This window comes from Bradyrhizobium sp. Ghvi (genome assembly GCF_900115265.1).
Lineage (GTDB): Bacteria > Pseudomonadota > Alphaproteobacteria > Rhizobiales > Xanthobacteraceae > Bradyrhizobium.
This window is the reverse complement of the sequence record NZ_FOVU01000004.1, coordinates 272,168-285,593: the sequence shown is the minus strand read 5'-3', so window position 1 is coordinate 285,593 and position 13,426 is coordinate 272,168. Positions and strand designations below refer to the sequence as shown.

Annotated in this window: 15 protein-coding genes; 8 read left to right on the top strand and 7 right to left on the bottom strand. The window is 63.9% G+C overall.

Features of this window, described 5'->3' with window-relative positions; all coding sequences use genetic code 11:
* The first annotated feature begins 23 nt into the window (after positions 1 to 23).
* Together BM374_RS16770 and BM374_RS16765 are read left to right on the top strand one after the other, a co-directional pair.
* Positions 24 to 563: a tetratricopeptide repeat protein gene (locus BM374_RS16770; protein WP_092294048.1), complete on the top strand. Its 540-nt coding sequence runs from the start codon at positions 24 to 26 to the stop codon at positions 561 to 563.
* 107 nt (positions 564 to 670) lie between these two features.
* A complete protein-coding gene (locus BM374_RS16765; protein ID WP_092294046.1) occupies positions 671 to 2,059 on the top strand; it encodes a serine hydrolase domain-containing protein in 1,389 nt (462 codons plus the stop codon).
* Here the strand turns inward: BM374_RS16765 and BM374_RS16760 are convergent.
* Positions 2,046 to 3,614: a S10 family peptidase gene (locus tag BM374_RS16760; RefSeq protein WP_092294044.1), complete on the bottom strand. Its 1,569-nt coding sequence runs from the start codon at positions 3,612 to 3,614 to the stop codon at positions 2,046 to 2,048. The two genes, BM374_RS16765 and BM374_RS16760, sit on opposite strands and share 14 nt — an antisense overlap.
* Before the next feature lie 251 nt (positions 3,615 to 3,865).
* On the opposite strand from BM374_RS16760, the gene BM374_RS16755 reads away from it, so the two are divergent.
* From BM374_RS16755 to BM374_RS16745, 3 genes are all read left to right on the top strand, one after another.
* Positions 3,866 to 4,645 carry an NAD kinase gene (locus BM374_RS16755; RefSeq protein ID WP_092294042.1) on the top strand — a complete coding sequence of 260 codons (780 nt, stop codon included), beginning with the start codon at positions 3,866 to 3,868 and terminating at the stop codon, positions 4,643 to 4,645.
* A gap of 88 nt (positions 4,646 to 4,733) precedes the next feature.
* Complete coding sequence (locus tag BM374_RS16750) at positions 4,734 to 5,279, top strand: response regulator (RefSeq protein ID WP_008133731.1); 546 nt, start codon at positions 4,734 to 4,736, stop codon at positions 5,277 to 5,279.
* 31 nt (positions 5,280 to 5,310) lie between these two features.
* Positions 5,311 to 5,889, top strand: a complete 579-nt coding sequence (locus BM374_RS16745) for an Hpt domain-containing protein (RefSeq protein WP_092294040.1) — start codon at positions 5,311 to 5,313, stop codon at positions 5,887 to 5,889.
* A gap of 120 nt (positions 5,890 to 6,009) precedes the next feature.
* Here the strand turns inward: BM374_RS16745 and BM374_RS16740 are convergent, their stop codons facing one another.
* From BM374_RS16740 to folE, 4 genes are all read right to left on the bottom strand, one after another.
* Positions 6,010 to 7,185, bottom strand: a complete 1,176-nt coding sequence (locus BM374_RS16740; protein WP_092294038.1) for a DUF2336 domain-containing protein — start codon at positions 7,183 to 7,185, stop codon at positions 6,010 to 6,012.
* Between the two features lie 157 nt (positions 7,186 to 7,342).
* The gene (locus BM374_RS16735; RefSeq protein WP_177248403.1) at positions 7,343 to 8,359 is read right to left on the bottom strand and encodes a lytic transglycosylase domain-containing protein; all 1,017 of its coding nucleotides are present in this window, start codon (positions 8,357 to 8,359) and stop codon (positions 7,343 to 7,345) included.
* 215 nt (positions 8,360 to 8,574) lie between these two features.
* Positions 8,575 to 8,997, bottom strand: coding sequence for a phosphoribosyl-AMP cyclohydrolase (gene hisI / locus BM374_RS16730; RefSeq protein ID WP_092294034.1), 423 nt, complete (start codon positions 8,995 to 8,997; stop codon positions 8,575 to 8,577).
* Between the two features lie 27 nt (positions 8,998 to 9,024).
* Positions 9,025 to 9,717, bottom strand: a complete 693-nt coding sequence (gene folE / locus BM374_RS16725) for a GTP cyclohydrolase I FolE (protein WP_092294032.1) — start codon at positions 9,715 to 9,717, stop codon at positions 9,025 to 9,027.
* Between the two features lie 243 nt (positions 9,718 to 9,960).
* Between folE and BM374_RS16720 the strand changes: the two genes are divergently transcribed.
* Positions 9,961 to 10,416, top strand: coding sequence for an iron-sulfur cluster assembly scaffold protein (locus BM374_RS16720; protein ID WP_092294030.1), 456 nt, complete (start codon positions 9,961 to 9,963; stop codon positions 10,414 to 10,416).
* A 15-nt stretch (positions 10,417 to 10,431) separates the two neighbouring features.
* Here the strand turns inward: BM374_RS16720 and BM374_RS16715 are convergent, their stop codons facing one another.
* Positions 10,432 to 11,328: a COG3904 family protein gene (locus BM374_RS16715; protein ID WP_177248362.1), complete on the bottom strand. Its 897-nt coding sequence runs from the start codon at positions 11,326 to 11,328 to the stop codon at positions 10,432 to 10,434.
* A 240-nt stretch (positions 11,329 to 11,568) separates the two neighbouring features.
* Here BM374_RS16715 and yidD point away from each other — a divergent pair, with 240 nt between their 5' ends.
* Positions 11,569 to 11,907 (top strand): membrane protein insertion efficiency factor YidD, encoded by a 339-nt coding sequence (gene yidD, locus BM374_RS16710; protein WP_092294028.1) that lies wholly within the window; start codon positions 11,569 to 11,571, stop codon positions 11,905 to 11,907.
* A gap of 91 nt (positions 11,908 to 11,998) precedes the next feature.
* Positions 11,999 to 12,211 carry a hypothetical protein gene (locus tag BM374_RS40120; protein WP_092294026.1) on the top strand — a complete coding sequence of 71 codons (213 nt, stop codon included), beginning with the start codon at positions 11,999 to 12,001 and terminating at the stop codon, positions 12,209 to 12,211.
* On the opposite strand, the gene BM374_RS16700 is transcribed toward BM374_RS40120, so the two are convergent.
* Positions 12,212 to 13,426, bottom strand: coding sequence for a hypothetical protein (locus tag BM374_RS16700; protein ID WP_092294024.1), 1,215 nt, complete (start codon positions 13,424 to 13,426; stop codon positions 12,212 to 12,214).

Below are 13,426 nucleotides of genomic sequence, written 5' to 3'. Positions count from 1 at the left end.
ACGTTCCATACGGGAGAACTTAGATGCGCAGACTATCCATGCTTCTGGTACCGGGCCTTGTCTCGGTGGCGCTGGCGGCCGGACCGGTGCTGACGAGCGCCTATGCCGCCGGCAGTGACGAGCCATCACCGCCGAAGTCGGACTCCTCCGCCAAGAAAGGGAAGAAGAAGAGCTCGTCCGTCAGCGATCCCAAATTCCTCGCGGCCTATCGCACGGCGTACACCACGATCTACGACAAGCACGATTATACGGACGCGATCGGCCAGCTGAAGCAGCTCAAGCGTGACGACGTCGCCGACGTTGCGAACCTGATCGGCTACTCCTATCGCAAGCTCGGCGACTACCAATCCTCGAAGATCTATTACGAGATCGCGCTGAAGGACGACCCGAACCACGTCCGCACCTGGCAGTATTATGGCCTCTGGCAGCTCGAGCAGGGCAACCGCGAACAGGCGCAATATCACCTCAACAAGATCGCCTCGCTCGCCGGTACCGACAGCTCCGAGTATCGCTCGCTGGCTGCCGCGCTCGATAAGCCGACCGGCGCTACGCTCGTCTACTGAAGACAGCGCATCTTTGCATGAAATGACGGGCGTGACCCTGGGGTTGTGCCCGTTCTGCTATCTCGGTTAGCCTTTGCGCATCCATCTCCTGGCAAACTGGTAGCGCAATGGACAATTGGCTGCGATCCGCGATCGACTACATCAGCTCCTGGATCGAATTCCAGCAGACAACCTTCCAACAGCCGGGCGTCTTGCTCGCCTTCGTCCATCGCGGCGAGGTCGTCGCCGAGCATGCATTTGGTCTCGCCAATCTCGACACCGGCGAGAAGCTGACGCCGCGCCACCGCTTCCGCATCGCCTCGCACTCGAAGAGTTTTACATCGGCCGGCGTCATGAAGCTGCGCGAGCAGCGCAAGCTCCGGCTCGACGATCCGATCGGCGAATATATCGGCGGCCTGCATCCGCGCGTCGCCGAGACGACGATTTCGCAGGTGCTCTCGCACAGCGCCGGCCTGACGCGAGACGGCGCCGATTCCGGTCAGTTCATCGACAGCCGTCCCTATCTCAATGCGAAAGAGCTGCTTGCGGAATTGAAGCTGCCGACTGCGATCGAACCCGGCACGCGCTTCAAATATTCCAACCACGGTTTTGCCCTGATGGGCCTCGTCATCGAAGCGGTGACCAAGGAGCCCTATTCCGCATGGATCAAGCGCGAGATCGTCGAACCGGCCGGCTTGCGCGAAACCGAGCCGAATGCGCCGCTTCCCAAAGGCGCGCTGTTCGCACGCGGCCACACGCGTAACCTGCCGCTCGGCAAGCGCTGCGTGATTCCTGGCGATAATCCCGCCCATGCGATGGCTTCCGCTGCCGGCTTTGTCGCAACCGCCGCTGACACCGCGCGCTTCTTCGCCCAGCTTGCACCCAACGCCAGGAAGAGCGTGCTGTCGGTCGCGAGCCGCCGCGAGATGACGCGGCATCAATGGCGCGTCCCGCAAAGCTTCGAGGCCTATTACGGCCTCGGCGTCAACGCCGGCAAGACGGACGGCTGGGACTGGTTGGGCCACGGCGGTGGCTTCCAAGGCTATATCTCGCGGACCTGCTCAATCCCCGCATGCGAGCTCGCGATCAGCATTCTCAGCAACTCCATCGACGGCGCCGCGCCGTTCTGGATGGACGGCGCGATGCAGATCCTGCGCGTCTTCAAGAGCCGCGGCGGACCAGACCGGCGCGTGCGCGACTGGACGGGCCGCTGGTGGACGATCTGGGGCGCGACTGACCTCGTGCCAGCGGGCAACCGCGTGCTCGTCGCCAACCCACAGTTCAACAATCCCTTCATGGACGCTGGCGAGATCGAGGTCACCGGCCGCGATACCGGCAAGCTCGCCTGCGCGGCCGGCTATTCCAGCCACGGCGAGCCGGTGCGGCGCGTCCGCGACAAGGGCGGCAAGATCAGCGACATCTGGATCGCCGGTGCCAACGTCAAGCCAGCGGCGGTCGTCGCGCGCGAGATCGCGCGGCGCTATCCGCCGCGGAAGCGCCGGCCTACTCCCGAATAAGCGCCTCCACCTCACTCCGCAGCGCCTGCCGCGAGCCATCGCGCGAATAGAACATGTGGCCGCCGGGATAGACGACGAATTTTACCCGCGACGTCGCAAACGCCGGCAGCTGGTCGAGCGCCCGCCTCGTTCCGAAATAAGGCGTCGCGAGATCAAATAGACCATGCGCGACCAGCACGTTCAGCTTCGCATCCGTGGCGAGGATCTGGCGCAGCTCCGACAACGATTGCGGCGGGTTGATGCCGCCGCCAAAGTCCCAATTGTGCTCGACGGAGCCGTTGAGGACCTCATAGGAGCCGTCGGGTCGCCAGTTGAGCTTTCGCGTGAGCACATCGACCGCGGCGCTCGTCAGCGGCGCCTGAAGCGCATCGCCTGAGGGATCGCCGAAGCGTGAGCTGCTCGAATCCGGATAGGGATCGAGACCACGCACCGAGCCGTCGTAGCGTCCGGTCACCATGCCGTTCTTGCGATCGAGTTCGCGGCGGAATTCGCCGACATCGAAGCGCCCGGCAAGCCTGCGGCTCACCACCGGATCGATACCGGTCAGCTCCGCGACCTTGTCGGCGAGGCGATTGGTCGCCTCCTTGTCCGCCTCGCCCTTGACGAGATCGGCCAGGAATTCGCCGCGTGCATAGGCCTCCACATCCGCGAGATCGGCGCGCTTGACCGGCCCCTTGGCTTCGCGCGCGACCGCGACATAGCTCGGCAGGGTCGCGACATATTGCAGGAGGCTGGTGCCCGTGAACTCGCGGAAATCCAGCAGCGGCGATACCAGGATCAATCCCCTGACGCCCACACCGTGCTGAAGCTGCAACTGGCGCACCACCTTCGGCCCACGAATGCCGCCATAGCTTTCGCCTGCGACGAATTTCGGCGACGTCAGGCGGTTGTGCTTCTCCAGCCAGCGGCGGACGACGAGCGCAATCGAATTGACATCGCCGTCGACCGAATAGAACCGTTTTCGCGCATCCTCGCCGCTCGCGATGACACGGCTGTAGCCGGTGCCGACGGGATCGATGAAGACGAGATCGGTGAAATCGAGCCAGGTCTCCGCGTTGGGCTTCACCTCGGGCGAAGCCGATGGCGACAGCCTCTCACCGTCGAGCGGCAGCCGCCACGGCCCGACCGCGCCAAACTGGAGCCACGCCGAAGAGGCGCCAGGTCCGCCGTTAAACAGGAACGTCACGGGGCGCGTGGCGCGATCGGCGTCCTCGAGCTCGTAGGACGTATAGGCGACATCGGCGAGCGGCTCGCCCTTGCCGTCGAACACCCGAATGGAGCCGGCGGTCGCGGCAAAGTTGAGCGTGCGGCCAGGCAGATCGAGAGTCTGCTTCGTGGTCGAGGCCGACGGCAGACCGTGCTGCTCGCCCGCCGAAGGCGAAGCCTGCGGACCGTTTTGCGCGCCCCCACCGCGCCCACCCTTTTGCCCGGCTGCAGCCGGGGTCTCTGAGCGCGACTGCGGCGGATCATCCGCGCGCGCAAATCCTGCGACCGCGAAAGCCAACACCGCAAGCGCCAGGGCCGTGCAACGCAGCGCCGGCAAGGTCGTGACCATGATCGTCCTCCCTGCCCGGCTATGAGAGCCGGTGAGGCCGAAAGACTAGCGCGGAATTGCGACGCTTTGGGGAATCATGGTGCCCGCAGGCGCTCCACGCGGCCAATCAGTCTCGAAATGAGCTGGTTTCGTCCCGAAGCCGGCGATTGTCCATTTGCCTTGTGGAGCTGTCATCCTCGACAATGCAGGCCCAGGTCGTATAGACGACCTCGGCGGAACTTTCTCGAGCCAGCGGCACCTGCCTGGAAGCCATGACCAAGCCATCGCGATATGACCGGATCGCCTTCGTCGCCAGCCCGAGCAACGAAGCGCAGACCGCCTTCCACCAGCTCACGTCGCAATATGGCAATTGCGACCCTGACGAGGCCGACGTCGTGGTCGCACTTGGCGGCGACGGGCTGATGCTTCAGACGCTTCACCACCACATGCGCTCGGGCAAGCCGATCTACGGCATGCACCGCGGCACGGTCGGCTTCCTCATGAACGAGTACTCGGCACATGATCTGCGCGCGCGGCTCGCTGCGGCACATGAATCCGAGATCAACCCGCTCTTGATGCGCGCGACCGACGTCAACGACCGCGTTCACCTGCACCACGCCATCAACGAGGTGTACCTGTTCCGGCAGACCTCTCAGGCGGCGCGTCTGCGGATCCTGATCGATGAGCGCGAGCGCATGCCCGAGCTGATCGCCGACGGGATCATTGTGGCGACGCCGGCGGGCTCGACGGCCTACAATCTGTCGGCGCAGGGCCCCATCCTGCCCATCAACGCGGCGCTACTGGCACTGACACCGATCAGCGCCTTCCGGCCACGACGCTGGCGCGGCGCCCTGCTGCCCAACACCGCCTATGTGGTGATCGAGGTGCTGGAAGACGACAAGCGCCCGGTCGCGGCCGTCGCCGACCACGAGGAGGTCCGCAGGGTCCGGCGCGTCGAGATCCTGTCCGACAAGAGCATCTCGATGCGCATGCTGTTCGACCCCGGCCACAGCCTGGAAGAGCGCATCCTTCGCGAGCAGTTCGGGTACTGAGCCATCCCACCGGGCCCCCGTCGCAACGCTTCATTAACCTCCGGCACGATATGGTTAACGACGGTTGACCGCTTTTGGCCCGGACGTCATGTTCCGTATCGACTTCAACAAGCTCCGCTTTCTCGTCTGCGACGATAATCCGCATATGCGCCGCATCCTGCGGACGCTGCTGCATTCGTTCGGCGCGCGTGAGGTCTATGAGGCCGAGGACGGCGCGACGGCGCTCGAAATGTACAGCCATTACGTGCCGGACATCGTCATCACCGACTGGGCGATGCCGATCTTCGACGGGCTCGAGCTTGCACAGATGATCCGGCAGCCGGAATCCAAGGGCAACCCTTACGCGCCGATCATCATGCTGACGGGGCATTCCGAGAAGCGCCGCGTCACCGTCGCACGCGATGCCGGCGTTACCGAATTCCTGGCCAAACCGATCTCGGCCAAGGGCCTCTACCAGCGGATTCTCAACGTGGTCGCCAGTCCCCGGCCCTTCATCAAGACGAAGACCTATTTCGGCCCCGACCGGCGCCGCAACACCAACTCCGCCTATATGGGTCCGGAGCGCCGCGTCGGCGAAAAGCACGAGGTGCTCCAGCAACCCTCGCTGCTCGACAAGGCGCGCTCCTCCATCTAGCGCAGGCGTCTCAAACGACGAGGCAGGCATCATGGCGAAGAACAGCGCAAAGGACATCGAGGTCAAGACCTTTGCCACGCACCACGTCATTACGCAGCCCAATCCGCTGCGCAAGGTGCTGCGCCGTGTCGAAAAAAAGGATATGGACGATCCGATCGGCCGCGCCGAGCAGGCACTGGCCGGTCTCTCCAGCGAGTTCAAGGACTGGATGACGACCGAGGTCAACCGGCTGTCGGCTGCCTATGCCGCCATCCGCAACGCCGGCTTCACCAAGCAACGGCGCGGCGAGCTGTTCCACGCCGCCCACGACATCAAGGGCGACGCTGCCACGTTTGGCTTTCCGGCCGCCGCGATCGTCGCCGAGAGCCTCTGCCGCATCATCGAGCATGCGCCGGACCTCGAGAAAGTCCCGGCCGAGCTATTCACGCACCACATCAACGCGATCATTGCCATCGTGCACGAAAACACCAGGCTCGACAGCATCAGCGTCTCCGCCGAGCTCAGCCGCCGTCTGCGCAAAGTCGCCGACGACTATCTCGCGGACGTCAACCGCGACCGCCCCGAACATCTCGAAGTGATCCTGGCACCGAGCATCGTGCCGGCGGAGTAGCACTCTCGCCATTACGAAGATTGTAGGGTGGATTTAGCGCAGCGTAACCCGCCGCTTCATCAGAGTTGATAGTAAAGAGGTGGGTTACGCCCACCGGCTAACCCAGCCTTCGGCATCTCGCTACGCCGCGATCAGATCGTCATATGCCGGGTCGATCGTGTCCTCCGCGACCAGTTCGTCGCAGAACAGCCTCGCCTCTTCGCGCGCGGATTCGGTGGCGAAGCGGCGGAGCAGAACCATCAGCGGCTCGGTGGCGCCCCGGTCGGTCTCGCAATGGGTGAGCACGCGCTCGACCATTCGCCGGCGCAAGCGCGCTGCGGTGTCGTCGGTATCGACAAAGCCCTGCTCGTGGCAGGCATCGAGCGCGACCTGAAACGCGGCAAACGTCGCCTCGGGCAACCCGGCGCGGCGAAGCAGCGCATGCAGGCTGTTGCCGCCGCGATCGTGCAGCAGTGCGGAGACGCGCGCCAGCGGCAGGTCGGCGAGTTCGGCGAGGGCCGCATCGAACAGGTCGAGATTGCTCGACAACAACGCGCGCAAGATCAGGCCCGCGGTGAGCTGGCCGGTGATACGCAGATGCTTCACCAGGCCCAGCATGTCGTCACCGCGCGAGCGCGCTGCGATGTTCATGGTGGAGCGATCGCGCGCCTCGATCGTCATGCGCTCGGCACGGTCGGCGCTGAGCCAGTTCCGGGTCACGACGAATTGCGCCAGCGTCTCCGAGAGCTTTGCAACCAGCGCGGCACGCGTTGCGGCTGGAATGTCATCCAGCACCAGCATCGCCTCGCGGATCGCAGCGAGATGGCCGTGACGCTCGACAATGCGATTCCAGGAGAACGGCGCGAGCTCTGCGTGGGGGTTTTCGATCAGCTCGAGTGAGGCGGCCGCGCAGCCGACTTCGGCGATGGCGGCACAGACCGAGACCGGCAACGCGATGCGTCGGGCGACCGCGCATTGCACCTCCTCGTTGCCGGTCGCGACGATGTCGACGAGATCGGCATCGATCAGCAGCGGTGAATGTTCGAGCACGGGCAGCGCCACGGTCGGCTGGTCCGCCGACAGCGCCCGCACGATCGACGCCGGCGCATCAAGGCTGCGTGCAAAGGCCTCGGCCATCGCCTGCCGCACCAGCGGCGAGGGATCGTCGAGCAGCATCAGCAGCGCGCCTTCGGCCGCGACACGGTCATCATGGGAAAGATCCGAGATCAGCCAGGCCCGGGCCAACGCCCGCGTTGCCTCCGCCCGCTCACCGGCGGGCGCCGTCCTGATCCAATTGATAAACTGCCGAACAATCATGCTGCTTCCGGCTTACACAACAAACGAAAATGGTGACGGCCCGTCACCTGCAACACAAAATAAACCACGACGCTTAACAAAGCGTTCACCATAACTGGCTGGTTTTATTGATGATTTGTTAAGGGCTGAGGGCCGCTGCAGCGGCGCTGACAGTGCGCTAGCTGGAGAAGGTGCCGCTGCGATCGCTGAAAAGATCGAGCGGCTGCGGCGGACGCACGTCGGGCGTCGCCGATGCAACTGACGTGAGCGAGGCGTTGTTGCCCCACAATTTCTGCACCGTCGTCGAGACCGGCTGAGTGGCGTCGCCTGGCTGATAGATCGAACGAAACGCGGGTGCAGTCGGCGGGTTGTCGACCCCTGTCCTCGACGATGTCGCGTTCACCGGCGCTACCGAACGCTGATCCGGGAAGGTCTGGAGATAGGCAGCGCCATTGACCATCGGCGCGACGGGCTGCACGCCGTTGGCCGCGGCCACCTGCGTGGTCGAGGGCGTGTCGCCATACATCGCCATCGCACTGCGCGTCGACCTTGCATTCGAGGCACTGGCGTAGCGGGCATTCAGCACCGAATAGACTTCGGAGACGCTGCGCGCACGACCATCCCTGGCATAGAAGATCGAGCGGTTGGCGGAGGCCGCGTTGGGAAACAGCCGCGCACCAACTGCTTGCGGGTTGTCCTCGGCGTTGGCGATCAGTTTCGCCGCGCCGCCGACGCCCATGAAATGGGCCATATAGAGTTCGCTGTCGGACGGCCTGCGGCCGAGCAAACCGGTGAGCTTGAAACTGTTGGACTGCGTCAGCGCCGCCGCCATACTGGAGGCGGCCTCGGGATCGTCGCGCAACTTCATGATCGACCGCTTCATGAAGGGATCATCGACGGCGTAACCGCCCGACGAGGTCCTGGTGATGGCATCGGCGTAGCTGCCGTATCCGAGCTGGGCCCCTGCCTCCTTCACCGTCCCGAGCCAGGTCTGGTCGATGAACTGATAGAGGCCGTGGGCCGACGAGGTGGTGGCGCCGGCTGACGGATCGAAATCCGATTCCATCTTGGCAGTGGTCAGCAAGTATTCGAAGCTGACGCCGGTCTGGCTCGAGGCCTGCTTGATCGCGCCTGCGACGCGGCGCGCGCCGTCCGTTGCGGCCATCTGCGAGGCACTGGAATTGTCGACCGACATGATGGCGTGACCGGCCCGCGCGGCGTTGGAGGCGCCGGCAATTCGGACGCCTGATCGTCCCACCGTGGGGCAATTATGGTTAACGCCGAGTTAATTCGGCGACTTCCGCCGTTCCGGGCGCGTGAAGCGCGAACCCGGAATCCATCGCAACGCATCACGCGCGGCTCAATGGATTCCGGGCTCGCTCCTACGGTGCGCCCCGAAATGACCGCGAGCTACTTCTTGTAAACCGCGTTCGGATCGAACAGCCTGTCGGCATCGACGAAGACCAGTTTCGCCCCTCCGCCATCGGCTTCGATCTTGCGATAGAAGCACGAACGGCGGCCGGTGTGGCAGGCAGCGCCGATCTGCTCGACGCGGATCCAGACGGCGTCCTGGTCGCAATCGGTACGGATCTCGACGACGCGCTGGGTCTGACCTGAGGTCTCACCTTTTCGCCACAAGGCATTGCGCGAGCGGCTGAAGTACCAGGCCTCGCCCGTGACAATGGTCTTGCGCAGCGCCTCCTCGTTCATGTGCGCGACCATGAGGACGTCGCCGGTCGCGACGTCGGTCGCGACGACCGTCACGAGGCCGGCGGGATCGAACTTGGGGAGGAAGACCAGGCCTTCCTCGATCTCATGGGAGTGAGCGGACACAGCAACTCTCGCCATTCATTCGCGAGGTCAGCGCTGCAGGCCTCGCACCAGGGACAGGAAACGGGCCTGCTCCGCCGGATTATCGCGGAACATGCCGGTGAATCGGCTGGTGAAGGTGGAGGCGCCATGCTTGGCGACGCCGCGCACCGACATGCAGGTGTGCTCGGCCTCGATCAGGACGGCGACGCCGCGCGGCTTCAGGATTTCGTCGATCGCAGCGGCGATCTGCGCCGTCAAATGCTCCTGAGTCTGGAGCCGGCGGGCGAAGATGTCGGTCAGGCGCGCAAGCTTGGACAGGCCGACGACGCGATCCACCGGCGTATAGGCGATGTGCGCCTTGCCATAGAACGGCATCATGTGATGCTCGCATTGCGAGGTGAACTCGATGTCCCGCACCAGCACGAAGTCGTCATAGCCGGCCGTCTCGCCAAAAGTGCGGTCGAGCACCTCGGCCGGACACTGGTGGTACCCCTGATAGAGTTCGTCGAAGGCCTCGACCACGCGGCGCGGCGTGTCGAGCAGCCCCTCGCGCTGGGGGTTCTCGCCGATATAGGCAAGCAACGTCCTCACCGCCGCCTCCGCCTCGGCACGCGCGGGGCGCGGCTGGTCGGCGCGGACGGCGGCGGCGAGGAATTCAGACGGGTCAAGCTCCGCCGGGCGGCTCTCAGGCTGCCGGTCGGAAGGCTTGTTCGGGCGGATGGATTTGATCGTCGCGTCCATGTCTACTCCGTTCGACGGCCATGCGGCCGGAGTGTCACCGGCAGACGGGGCGGACAAGCCGCCGGACGCCTGAAGAGAATAGTTTTGGCGAAAAAGGTCCTTGGGTCATGACGCCGGACGGCGCAGATCTGGATCGCCGCCGCCGCATCGCTGGACTGTTTTTCCGCCAGTTCCGATCCTATATAGGACCGTGAACGGCGCCCGCCAAGGCCGATTGGGCAGGTAAGTGTTGGACTCCATCACATGCTGAACGACATCTACAACAAGCGCATCATCGAGCTGGCTGGAAATATTCCGCGGCTCGGGCGGTTGCCGGACCCCGACGCCAGTGCCACCGCCCATTCCAAGCTGTGCGGTTCGACCGTGAAGATCGACCTCAAGATGGAGGGCGACACCGTCACCGACTTCGCCCATGACGTGAAGGCCTGCGCACTGGGACAGGCCTCTTCATCCATCATGGCAAGCCACGTGGTCGGCTCGACTGCGAGCGAACTCCGTGAGTTACGCGAAACCGTTCGCAAGATGCTCAAGGAGAATGGCGCGCCTCCTGAAGGCAAATGGGAAGAGATCAAATTCCTCGAGCCCGTCCGCGATTACAAGGCGCGCCACGCCTCGACGCTTTTGACCTTCGATGCCGTGGTCGATGCGATCGGCCAGATCGAGGCCAAGGCGAAGCAGCCGGCCGCCGCGCAGGGCTGAAGCTGCAGCAAGCTCTTACTTCTGCGGTGCCGCAGGTGGCGCCACCACGCCCCCGGTGGGAACCACGGCTTCCGCCGTCTTGGTCGACTTGGCAGGCTGAGCTGCCGGCTCCTCGGCGAACCTGGCCTGCGTCTTCGGTGCGAGTTCCGCCATTGCAGGCGCCGTGACGTCCACATGCGGCAGCACGTCGGCCACGAGGTCTGTCGTCACGAGATTGGTCAGTTTCAACTCGGCTGTGTCGAGTTCGTGCAGATCTTCCCAGGGCGGCACATTGAGCGCGAGCGACAGCAGGTCACCCGCACCGCCCATATCGAAGGTGTATTTGGCGAGCCGGCCGATGTCGCGTTCGACGATCATCAGATCCTGCGCAGTGTAGCTCGCTGCTTTGGCGTCGTCTGCCCGATCGCCCATCCAGATCTGATGGACGCGAACATGAGCCGCGTCCGGTACGTAGCGCTTCTTGCCAGCCAGCAGCAGGAACACGCACATGGATTCGCAATAGGCTTCCGAGGCGACCGCCGGACGGGCGCCCTGCCCGCTCTTCTGCGTGATGCCGACCGTGGTGAGAAGACCGAGGGTCCGGAAGCGCCGGCCAAGCGTGATCGCGTCATTGACGGAACCGCCGCTGGAGTCCAGGACGACGGTGGCGCCGCCAAGCTGGCGTCCCCGGGCAAAGTCGTCAAAATCCTTCGGAGTGTCGGCAGTGATGATGCCCACCGCGCTGACCCAGCCGCGGCAATTAGGTTCGCAGGCAACCCAGCTAAATTTCATCGGCAGCTTGCGCTCTTCAAGCGAGGCGCCAGCTTTGGCCGACGAGCCGAATGTCGCGACGGCGCCAGCCAACACGACCCCGCAAGCGGCGGTTCCCACCAGCAACCAGCCGCGAAGATTGAGCGACTTCAGAAGTTTCAAGCTGATCCCTTCCCCAAGCCCATTGGCGCGATTATCCCCACTTCGCGCTCGATGAGTCGATCATACAGTCGTATGTTTTCACGAGTGTCATAAAAATGGTATCCGGGGGAATACAGCCCGTCCATAGGGACTTGCTGCACTGCTCCCAAAAAGCACGGAAAATATGGCGCGAAAACAACAGCTGCTGTTCCCTGCGCCGGAACCGGGCAAGATCTGGCTCACGATCGCGGCACAGCGCACATGAAGCATTCAACCTGCGAGCATTGTTCCGCTTCCCTCAGTGAAGCGTTGCGACTGCCGCGCAGATTCGGCCGCGCGCTGATCTGGCTATACCGGCATTCGCTGTCGCCGCTGGTCGGATATAACTGCCGCCATCTGCCAACCTGCTCTGTCTATGGCGATGAGGCGATCGAGCGGTTTGGTCTTTGGGCCGGTGGCTGGATGACGCTCGCGCGCCTGTTGCGCTGCAATCCTTTCGGCACATCAGGGATCGACAATGTGCCTCTCTCCCCGCCGCAGGGTGCGCGTTGGTATTTGCCATGGCGCTATGCCCGCTGGCGCGGCGTCAATCCATCCTGAGTTTGCTGCGGTGCTTTGCGCATCGGTGCCCTGAGCGGAACCGGAACTCTGCCCTCGCATTATTGTGACACTCCCACGGGAGGAAACAACAATGCGCTGGAAAATCAGCCCTCACTTTCATTTCAGACTTGGTTCACATCTTAGCTTTAATCCGAGGGATCACGATCCCAGAACCGTCGACATGCTCGCGATCATCGCTCTGCTCGTGCTGGTCCTCGGCTCCGGCTGGTATCTGACAACAAGTCTTGCGACTCCGCCGAGCACGACGGCGTTCATCGTGCCCAGCCAGAGCGTGCACTGGTAGTCAGCGGAACCAGAAGAAACGTCCGGGCGGCGGCGGAATCGGCTCGGGCGGACGTGGTCGCTTCGGCCGCGCCGGCTTCGGCGGCGGCTCGGAGGACGACGTTGTCTCTGCAGCCGGGGCGGTCTCGCTTCCCGGGATTTTCACGGCCAGCAGCAGATTCGACTCATGGATCCGCCAGCGATAGCCGACGCCGAAATCGATCGGCTGGGCACGGGTGAATAATTCAGCGTAACGCTCCTGATAACGGCCCGGGAATTCGCCGATCGGTCCGAGATAGCGACCGAAGGGGAAGAGCCGCCATTGCCGCGGGTTGTAATTGGCGAGCGGAATGCCGGAATCGTCCTGGATGATGGTCGCGCTGTTGGCGAGCAGCCAGTCGCGGGCGACGCTGAAGTTGCCGGAATGCAGCAGGTAGGATGCGCTCTTGATCAGGCTGTTGCCGGGACCGAGCGTTTCGCAGAACTTCAGGAAGCCCGCCGCACGTGCGCCAGGATTCGAGAGGTCGGTCGAGAAATAATACAGCGTACGCGCCTCGCCGTCGCTGCCTGCAAAGGTGATGCGGACGCCGCGCGTGGCGTTCGGCCCCGGAATGTCGTTGCCCGTATGCATCCCGCCCTTGTCGTCGAGCGCGACCATCTCGACGTTGCGGATGGTTTTGCCGGAGCGCGCCAGGAAGACGTAGAGGATCGGTAAGGTGCCGCTGACCTGGTTGGCGTGCAGGTCGACCTTCATCTGCTTGGTGATGAAGAAGGAAAAGCTCAGGATCGAGCCGAGCGAGCGCTCGACATTGTAGAGCGCGACGTTGACCGAGCCGCGCGGCAGCCTGGTCAGATCGGGCACCGCACCGACAGGCTCCAGCGCTCCCAGCACGTAAGTGCTGGCCTTGGAATAAAAAGCGTTGGCGTAGAGGAAATCCGGGCCGCTGAAGAAGTAGAACATCGTCGGCCTGGGCGCGGCGAGATTGACGTCGGACCAGTCCCGAATCTTCGATATCTGCCGCTGCTCGAGCTGGGCGAAAGCGCCGTCGAAGAATTTAGCGTGATGCTGCCAGGATGGATCCTTGGTGAACGGCACCAGCGGTGAATCCACCGACGGCTGCATCCCTGCCAGGAAGCGCGCGGTGTCGTCAAACGTGACCTCGGCCGCACGTGCGGACGAGATGGCCGCAGCCAAAAGGGCAAGTGCGACGACCGCAAGTCTCTTGGGGCGAAACAT

Excerpts from the sequence above, each read along its gene's own strand:
- BM374_RS40120 (WP_092294026.1), top strand. The coding sequence starts at position 11,999 with ATGCGCTGGAAAATCAGCCCTCACTTTCATTTCAGACTTGGTTCACAT.
- yidD (WP_092294028.1), top strand. The coding sequence starts at position 11,569 with ATGAAGCATTCAACCTGCGAGCATTGTTCCGCTTCCCTCAGTGAAGCG.
- BM374_RS16740 (WP_092294038.1), bottom strand. The coding sequence starts at position 7,185 with ATGATTGTTCGGCAGTTTATCAATTGGATCAGGACGGCGCCCGCCGGT.
- BM374_RS16770 (WP_092294048.1), top strand. The coding sequence starts at position 24 with ATGCGCAGACTATCCATGCTTCTGGTACCGGGCCTTGTCTCGGTGGCG.
- BM374_RS16735 (WP_177248403.1), bottom strand. The coding sequence starts at position 8,359 with ATGTCGGTCGACAATTCCAGTGCCTCGCAGATGGCCGCAACGGACGGC.
- BM374_RS16745 (WP_092294040.1), top strand. The coding sequence starts at position 5,311 with ATGGCGAAGAACAGCGCAAAGGACATCGAGGTCAAGACCTTTGCCACG.
- BM374_RS16760 (WP_092294044.1), bottom strand. The coding sequence starts at position 3,614 with ATGGTCACGACCTTGCCGGCGCTGCGTTGCACGGCCCTGGCGCTTGCG.
- folE (WP_092294032.1), bottom strand. The coding sequence starts at position 9,717 with ATGGACGCGACGATCAAATCCATCCGCCCGAACAAGCCTTCCGACCGG.
- BM374_RS16755 (WP_092294042.1), top strand. The coding sequence starts at position 3,866 with ATGACCAAGCCATCGCGATATGACCGGATCGCCTTCGTCGCCAGCCCG.
- BM374_RS16700 (WP_092294024.1), bottom strand. The coding sequence starts at position 13,426 with ATGTTTCGCCCCAAGAGACTTGCGGTCGTCGCACTTGCCCTTTTGGCT.
- BM374_RS16720 (WP_092294030.1), top strand. The coding sequence starts at position 9,961 with ATGCTGAACGACATCTACAACAAGCGCATCATCGAGCTGGCTGGAAAT.
- BM374_RS16765 (WP_092294046.1), top strand. The coding sequence starts at position 671 with ATGGACAATTGGCTGCGATCCGCGATCGACTACATCAGCTCCTGGATC.
- BM374_RS16750 (WP_008133731.1), top strand. The coding sequence starts at position 4,734 with ATGTTCCGTATCGACTTCAACAAGCTCCGCTTTCTCGTCTGCGACGAT.